The organism is Saliphagus infecundisoli (assembly GCF_020177375.1).
Taxonomy (GTDB): Archaea; Halobacteriota; Halobacteria; order Halobacteriales; family Natrialbaceae; genus Saliphagus; species Saliphagus infecundisoli.
The window spans coordinates 38,839-46,271 of the sequence record NZ_JAIWHV010000028.1 but is presented as its reverse complement, the minus strand read 5'-3'; the positions used below and the strand labels follow the sequence as shown (position 1 = coordinate 46,271).

Genomic DNA, 7,433 nt, shown 5'->3' with positions numbered 1-7,433 from the left:
GACGTATCTCTTGGTTCTGGGTCTATTTGCTCGCATCAGGTTGAGCTTGCGCAGTCTACACACCCCTTTCCAGTGCCCCTCGCAGTGGTCTCGCTCTCCCCAGCTTTATCAACTCAGAACGCAACAGCGTACCCATACTTTTCCTCGCTGTTAGATACTATCAAAGTACTGGCTGCATTTACAGGGTATTACATGAGAGATATATTCTTCATTGAAACGGCACCTCACATCAGCTTTGACGCGAAACAGGTAGTCCAACAAGCCAGGTCTTACTCAGTTTTAACGGGATATTGAAAGAATCACTCTTGAAACACGTCGATGTCTCTTCGACCATAACTGTGGCCGCGACAATTACAACAGAACCGAGGATGGCGAGGGTCGTTCATTAACGAAAAAGAAGAGATCGAGTGAAGCAGCCTATAGTTGAAGACGAGGCTAAGGCGAGGAGGAGGTCAAGCAGGAGATACACGAGTACTGCGTGGACCACAAGAACGCTATAGCCACAGCAACGGTAATGGCGATGACCAGAACAAGGATCACGGATGTAACAGTGGCGATGTGCCTCGAATCAAGAATCGATGAGCCAGTGGAATTCTCCATCTCAGTCTGTCTCTCTATCCTCGCCACCCTCCAGCGAGACGTTGCAGGAAAATCCTCAATTATAGCGATATCCACGCATAGCTTTGGATCCAAGCGCCCTCAGAGAGCACCAACATTGTAATCGCCTACTAGTGGTAGGATCATTTCGTTTAATGCAGAGAGCATCAACTGTGCCGCTACCGTCCTCATGATCGCGTGTCCACACGCGCTTGGCCTAGCGATTCATGGTTGTGATCAACACGTCACTCGCAGTTCGCAATGGAATGCTCTTCCGCGACCGCATCGCTATGGAAGAGGCACGTAACCTGGACGCGATCATCTTCGACAAGACGGGGACGCTTACCGAGGGCGAACACGGTGTGGTCGACATAGTCACCGTCGACAGTGTGAACGACGACGGGGTGCTGGCGCTCACTACGGCAGTTGAGGGCAACTCCGAGCACAAAATCGCTCGCACCATCCGCGAAGCAACCAGTCTCGCGAACCTCTTTGAGGCGCTGTCGATCTGCCAGAGATCACGGTAGCGGACGTGATGACTGCTGATCCGCTCGTCGTCCAGACCAACGACGACTCCCGTGCGTCCTCCACCACATGGACGAGGCTCACGCTAAGCGCATTCCGGTCGTCAATGAGGACGGAACGCTCGCAGGCATCATCGCGCTTGACAACATGGTGGTTCACTTAGCGGGAGAGGGCGCTCACGTCTCGGCCCAGCTCGACAAGTGGCCAGCATCCTTCGATCTGAATCTCCATGGCGATGACTAGGATGCGCACACTCATCGTTGGAGGAGACGAGTCAGCAGGACGAACTATCGTGAGAAAACTGGTTACCGCGACGGGTGGACTGGCCCTCCTAACAATCGCGGGGCGTAACAGAGAGAAAGCCGAGGCGTCCGCCCGTAGGATCGGTAATGGTATGATGAGCGAGGGTGTATCGACCGGTCAGGGACTAAGTTCGTCGAGATCTGCCTTGAACACAGCCGTGCTTTCAATAGGGCTGTTAATACGAGTTGTCTCTCATTGTCTAGAAATATATGAATCTCCGCACTAATTACCCTGTGGCATCGCAGCCAGTGTCATTGACTATACTGACGAGAGTGTCAGTATCTGCGCTCCCCTCGGCAGTAATCGATTCGACCTCTTGGTCGGCACTCGCACTCATGACACCGTCGACATCTTCTGGCGACTCCTCGACAGTTTGCTCGCAATGTTCGCAGATCATATCCTCTACTCTAATTGTCTCACTCATACAGGCATAGATACGGGAGACCATTCTTTGTGGTTTCTGCTTTGATTCCAAAGTGAGTGGTGTCGATCCTATTTCAGGCATAAGCACAGTATATTGAATCATGATAGCAGAGGCCAACGTCGGTGTTTACGAGATCTATACGAAACAGACATGGAGATTCTCGTGCTCTTAGGCGTGAACGCTCAGCGTCCGTTTAGCGGTGTCGACGAGGTTGTAGGCCTCTCTGGCCCGGCCGTTTCCGATCGCGTTACTCGTCTCTAGGACGCTGAAATCATCAACCGATTCACTGTCGACGTGGACCGGCTCCAGCCCCACGCCAGTGTACCAGTCTTCGTTCAGGTGATGGGCGGAAGCGATGACGACGAACTCAGAGATCGAATTGGGAGCGCCGACGCCGTCGAACACCTCTTCACCACAGCTAACGGTGAGATCTGGTTCTACGCTCGCGCTCAGGTCCAGAACGTCCGTCGGTGGCTCGATGGTCTCCTCGACGACGATGGCGACTACTCGGTGACGTTGATGGCGACGTTGAATGGCGACCGTCGCTCGACGGTGCCGAGTTCACACTCACCTACGTAGAGTGTAGAACAATATCGGCGACAGCGAGGGCCAGTCGACCCAGCTTGATGGTCGAGTCTATCACTTCTGTTGTGTCAGAGCCGGTTTGAGGACAGGCACTACTGCCTTGAAGAGGACGCCTGAGCGCTTTGGATGTGAAGAATTAGGTTTGCCTGTACTTTGGATTCTCCCAGTAAAAGGTTAAGTACAGGCTCCCTATAGGGTGTCATAGAACTCTTCCCATGTCTCAGCAGCCCGAGAAACAGTGTCTGAGAAGTAGGTATTGTTGCCGGTATTCAGGACCAGCAGTAGCAAACTTCTCGTCTAATAGTAGAAAATCATGCTAACCGTTCTATGACGCCTAGCCCTATTCTAAAACAATGAATCAGAGCACCACTCACCTGGAGATTCAGGGGATAAGCTGTGCGAGCTTCTCGCAGACAATCACGGTTGGTGGCTGCTCATGGCGTTCTTCATCGGGGCGACTGGGCTTTCAATGGGTATTAGAGGGCCACTTCGGATGATGTCGGGGGTCTAATAATGGATTTGATGAATACGAACAATACGACACGGCAGTACGGTGCAGCAATCGCACTAATTTCGGGCCTTTACTCGCTTCTTGCGGTGATAGGCGGTAGTGGGATGATGGGCTCGAATAGTGGCCTCCTGATGGCGTTCCTCGGCGTGGTGATTGTGGTTCACGGCGTCGTATTGCTAACACCCTATGCGGACCGACTCGGGAATGCGAGTGGCCCGCTGATGATTGGCTATTCGGTGTTGATGCTGCTCAATCAGATACTAGTGGGCGTCACCGGAAGTGCGAACTGGGGGATGGGAATGGGCGGTGGTATGGAATCGGGGATGAACGGTGGAATGGGGGATAGTATGGGCTCAACGGTGACCGCAGGGATGGGGTGGGATCTCGGGATGGTGGCCCTTGCGGTCCTGATGCTTATCAGCGGGCTCATCATGACGAATCGACGCACAAACGATTCCGGGATGTAGCTATTATCGTGCCAACTCCAACACAGTCAGCCCGTCTGCCTACCTACCTAGCACCACTCCCACAGCGTATCGAAGACATCGCGCTCCGGTACGCATGGGTCATCGTGGCGATCAATCTCGCGGGAACCGTGTTCGGCTTTTGGTACTATCGCTTCCAGTTCGCTCAGACTCCACTTATGATGTGGCCAGTCGTCCCAGACAGCCCTGTAGCGACGTTGTTCATGGCACTTAGTCTCACCGCGTGGAAACTCGACTACACGCAGGAGTGGCTTCACGCATTCGCATTTTACGGGAATATCAAACTCGGTATCTGGACGACGTACGTCCAGCTCGTGCTCAACGGCCCCGAGGGTATTTCGCCCTGGCTCTACGTGTTCCTGGTCGTTAGCCATCTGGCGATGGCTCTGCAGGCGTTCGTGATCTATCGATACGCGACGTTTCCAATCCGGGCCGTCGCAGCCGCGACCATCTGGTACGGATTCAACGATCTCGTGGACTATTTCATCCCGTTGGCCGGAAACTATCACCACACGTTCTTATGGGCCGAACTCGTTGGCACGACACTCGATCATTCCCTGCGAGCCCACGATCTCGCCGCGGCGGCAGCAGTGGCGCTCACACTTGCGGCGACGTTCCTCGCCCTCGCCACCCGGGTGAAGAAGGTCCAGATTCAGCGGTCTTCTACCTCCCCTGAAGAGAACCCAACAACCGGCATACCTGACGGAGGGTTCGAGTCGTGATGAACCTCCAAGAACGGATCCATGCCGTGGGGATTACTCTCGGGATTGCGTTCGGGAGTTTCGTTGTTAGAATGATTCTCCTAGGGCGCTCGTTTCACAGTCGCTCACCACCGTCGGAATTCAAATCCAGAATCGGCCAGCGTTGTGTCTTAGCCTGAGTACAGTGTTACTCCAGGGGGGTGGCGTTGGGAGGTGTCACGCTCATCTATCTACGGATCAGCGAAAGAGGTGTAGACTGCCTTGTTGAAGAGCGACTGATTCAGTCAATATTGATGGGTTAGAAGGGGTGAAGCCGGGGAATCCGTCCTGCCATGGAGCTACTTCATTGTACCCTCTTCCGATGGAGAGGTTGATACGCCGATCCCATTCTGATCTTCCTCTAAATCGATAGGGAAATAGTCCCAAGAAAGGCATTCTCAATCAACGGCTTGCTCAGCTAACCGCCAGACGGTAGTCCATCAACAATTTCCTCCACAATAGAGTATCCTTATTAGATAATTAAATTTATTTTATATTTAATTCCCTATAGAGCAACGGTAGGAGAGAAGATGACCTAGAGCGCTATTATGGATTTGAAATTTCAGTCTTCGAGATTTGCGCCTGTTACATTAGTGCTACTGTAACAACCGCCATCGCTTTTAACATCAGAGCTATTCCGTCTTGCCGTGTGAGACTGTCGAACCGCCAATGAGGACGCCAGAGGGCAGAGCTTTTGCGCCACCAGAATCGATGGCAAGGAGGGAGCAGAGGTCAAGTCAGGAAGTCCACATTAGGGATCGCCCTCATGATAATGCTCTACATCTACGACGATGAACCGAACATCAAGGCCTATTATCTCCTCTGGTGGGACGTAACTCTCAGCAATCATATTCGGCAAAGCTGCTCGTGCAGCTTCGCGTCGAGCCGGTCATTTTTCACCACCGCGATGCCGATCGCTTTGGTCTGGTACAGATCCGCGACAACAATATCAAGATACTCATCGAGAGTGTCGTAGATCGCGTAGTAGTTGCTGGTTGCTTCGATCGCTGCTTTGGAACCGGCGTACTGCTTCGCGATATTGTCGAGGTTCGCGTTTTGGACGCGAACCTCTTCGATGACGTCACCGTCGTCGTCCAAGACAGCGGTGTACGAGTCACGCTTATGAACGTCGATTCCGAGATAGTACATGCTTCCTCTAGGATGGGAAATGTATGGAGGGAGCCACACCTATTCGAGGTCGTCGCCCGACTGCCCGCCAAGCAGTGGGGCTTGGCTTCACGATGGTGCTTCCTTGGCACATCGGCTACTCACTACCGCGCGCTTGGTGCGCTGTCTAGTTATCAGCCTTTGCCACCCCAGTCTTCCTCCGTACTCTGGGGGCTTAGCAAGCTTTCATCCCATCACTACCTATTGAGAAAGCTCTCAATCGAACAGCTGACATTTTGGCGATCAGCCTTCCGTTCTCAGCTTGGTCCAGAATAGATGCGCAAACTATAATAGCATACTCACGAGGCTCTAAGTCGAAAATGACCCTTGAGCCTTCGACACGGCGGCAGCTGCTCGCATCTTCCGGGGTCGCAGCTCTCTCCGGAATCGCCGGATGCACCGACTTTGGCGGAGACAATGGCAACAACGAACCCGATGATACTAACGACAGCGAGGCTACCACCGATACGTCCGAGGAAAACAGCACGGACGAAGATGACGAGAACAACGACACGTCCGACGGCGAGGCGAACGAGACCGATGAGGACAACGAGAACGGCCACATACTGAGCATCACCGTCGAAGACGGGGATGGAAACTCAATTGAGGGAGCGACTGTCCAACTCGGGGGTGACGAGTTGGCTGGGGAGGAGACCACTGGGAACGAAACTGCCGGCAACGAGAGCGGGAACGAAACCGCCAACCAAGAAGCCGAAAACGGATACAATGGCGATACCGATAGCGAAGGCCAGATCGAGTTCACCGGCCTAGTCGACGGCGAATACACCATCTTCGCCAGTGCCGAGGACTATGCAGAAAGCGAGGAAAACGTCGAAATCGACGGTGACGATGAGGAAGTGACGATTGTTCTCGAGGAAGGTGGAAGCAATCTCGCCGTCGAGACGGAGTACAACAGCCGCGAGGAGTACGCCCAGCCAGGTGACTCCTTCGACGACTTCGAAGACCTCTCGGCATGGTCGATCACCGAAGGCAACGCCGAGGAGGACGCCGACGTCTCTTTTACCGGCTCCCAGAGCGTCCGCCTCTTTACCGAGGAAGAAGGCGAGAATATGGTCATCGAGCGCGATCTCGAAAGCGACAACCCCGACCTGACCGATCTCGACTTCTCGATGGCTGTCCGGACGCCGACGCCGGAAAACATCGCCGTCGAGTTCCGCTTCGTCGATGTTTACGGCAGCAGCCGGATCTACCAGCTTCCCTCGATCGCCTACCGTGGCAATGATCCCGGCTGGTTCCGGACCGCCCCCGGCGTCTTCGAGGAGGACGAATATCCCCCAGAGATGGATTTCCTCGACCGTCTCGAGGTGCGGATCCACCACACCGGCGAAGGCGCTGAGGTCTGGGTCGACGACATCCGCACTCACGAGAAACCCGACTCGGGGTACCTCGTCCTCAGCTGGGACGACGGCCTGCGGGGCTTCTACGAGGAGGCATCGCCGCTGCACGACGAGTACGGCGTCAACGCCGTCCAGTCGGCCGTCCGCCAATGGACGATCAACGGCCGCGAGGACGTGATGACCCGCGGGGAACTCTTGGAGCGCCAGGAAGCAGGCGATCAGATTGTCGCCCACGGGACCCACGCCCGCTTCGCGGAGATGGACCCCGACGACCTCGCCGACACCGTCGAAACCGACAAGCAGTTCAAGGTCAATAGCGGGTTCGAGGGCGCGAACTTCATCACATTCCCTCACAACAGTTTCAACAGCACCGTCCTTGATATCGTCTCCGACTACTACTACGCCGGCGGCTACAACCAGGCCGGAAGCGTCAATCTCACTGCCGTCTATGGCTTCGACCCCCTCGTCCTTCCACGGACGATCGGCTACGACCTCGAGATTTGCCAGCAGTGTGTCGACACCGCAGCCCAGTATAACCAGTGTACGGTCCTCAACTTCCACGACTTCGATCTCGATAATACCATCAATGAGGGCGAGTACGAGGAGCTTCTCCAGTACATCGTCGAAACCGACAACGTCGAGGTCATCACCGTCAAGGAGCTCTGGCAGATGCGCACTGAGAACCACTGATCGGTCGATCCCAGACGCACGCTTTCTTTTTCGCTCTTCTGACTGAGA

At 54.6% G+C, this 7,433-nt stretch carries 7 protein-coding genes and 2 pseudogenes; 7 read left to right on the top strand and 2 right to left on the bottom strand.

Features of this window, described 5'->3' with window-relative positions; all coding sequences use genetic code 11:
* The 3 genes and pseudogenes from LCF40_RS19400 to LCF40_RS19390 form a co-directional block, all read left to right on the top strand.
* Window positions 1-294 (top strand): hypothetical protein (locus LCF40_RS19400; protein ID WP_224829826.1); only part of this gene is annotated, 294 nt, incomplete at its 5' end.
* Between the two features lie 448 nt (window positions 295-742).
* Window positions 743-1,088 (top strand): annotated as a pseudogene (locus LCF40_RS19395) (HAD family hydrolase); the annotation flags it as partial.
* A 103-nt stretch (window positions 1,089-1,191) separates the two neighbouring features.
* A complete protein-coding gene (locus LCF40_RS19390; RefSeq protein WP_224829825.1) occupies window positions 1,192-1,365 on the top strand; it encodes a CBS domain-containing protein in 174 nt (57 codons plus the stop codon).
* Between the two features lie 286 nt (window positions 1,366-1,651).
* Here LCF40_RS19390 and LCF40_RS19385 read toward each other — a convergent pair whose 3' ends face one another.
* Entirely contained in the window at window positions 1,652-1,849 is a 198-nt protein-coding gene (locus LCF40_RS19385; protein ID WP_224829824.1) for a heavy-metal-associated domain-containing protein, read from the bottom strand.
* Window positions 1,850-1,999: 150 nt separating this feature from the next.
* On the opposite strand from LCF40_RS19385, the pseudogene LCF40_RS19380 reads away from it, so the two are divergent.
* The 3 genes and pseudogenes from LCF40_RS19380 to LCF40_RS19370 all read left to right on the top strand — a co-directional run bounded on the left by LCF40_RS19380 (window position 2,000) and on the right by LCF40_RS19370 (window position 4,152).
* A pseudogene (locus LCF40_RS19380) lies at window positions 2,000-2,551 on the top strand (Lrp/AsnC family transcriptional regulator).
* 405 nt (window positions 2,552-2,956) lie between these two features.
* Window positions 2,957-3,412 (top strand): hypothetical protein, encoded by a 456-nt coding sequence (locus LCF40_RS19375; RefSeq protein ID WP_224829823.1) that lies wholly within the window; start codon window positions 2,957-2,959, stop codon window positions 3,410-3,412.
* 2 nt (window positions 3,413-3,414) lie between these two features.
* On the top strand, window positions 3,415-4,152 hold the full coding sequence (locus LCF40_RS19370; protein ID WP_224829830.1) for a DUF1405 domain-containing protein: 738 nt from the start codon (window positions 3,415-3,417) through the stop codon (window positions 4,150-4,152).
* Window positions 4,153-5,016: 864 nt separating this feature from the next.
* Here LCF40_RS19370 and LCF40_RS19365 read toward each other — a convergent pair.
* Window positions 5,017-5,268, bottom strand: coding sequence for a hypothetical protein (locus tag LCF40_RS19365; protein ID WP_224829822.1), 252 nt, complete (start codon window positions 5,266-5,268; stop codon window positions 5,017-5,019).
* A 389-nt stretch (window positions 5,269-5,657) separates the two neighbouring features.
* Between LCF40_RS19365 and LCF40_RS19360 the strand changes: the two genes are divergently transcribed.
* The gene (locus LCF40_RS19360; RefSeq protein ID WP_224829821.1) at window positions 5,658-7,385 is read left to right on the top strand and encodes a polysaccharide deacetylase family protein; all 1,728 of its coding nucleotides are present in this window, start codon (window positions 5,658-5,660) and stop codon (window positions 7,383-7,385) included.
* The last annotated feature ends 48 nt before the right edge of the window (window positions 7,386-7,433 follow it).